The sequence below is a fragment of the Isoptericola croceus genome, from assembly GCF_029382255.1.
GTDB lineage: Bacteria > Actinomycetota > Actinomycetes > Actinomycetales > Cellulomonadaceae > Isoptericola > Isoptericola croceus.
In genome coordinates this window covers 1-288 of sequence record NZ_JARLLG010000100.1, presented here as the reverse complement: position 1 = coordinate 288, position 288 = coordinate 1, and the positions used below count along the sequence as shown (strand labels likewise).

Sequence of the window (288 nt, the reverse complement as noted above, 5' to 3'; positions counted from 1 at the left end):
ACTGCTAACGGTAATCGGCATTCTGTTGACGACTACCACGACAGCCCAGCCTCGTCGCGACAACAGAAACGGCAACTCTGGAAATCGGCTGAAGGCGATGATGGAACGTTTCGACACCAACCGCGATGGCGTTGTCACTAGAAATGAATTCAAGGGCTCGCCGGAACGCTTTTCCATGATGGACAGCAACGGTGATGGCAAGGTGGATGGTGCTGAAATGACGGCCATGCAAAATCGCATGCGGCAGTCGAATCGGCAGGGCGGCAATCGCAGAGGCCCAGAGGTACT

General features: G+C 55.2%; 1 protein-coding gene. It reads left to right on the top strand.

Annotation, left to right across the window (positions count from 1 at the left end; translation table 11 throughout):
- On the top strand, positions 1 to 288 hold a 288-nt coding region (locus PZC42_RS20840; RefSeq protein ID WP_277213996.1), incomplete at both ends, for an EF-hand domain-containing protein.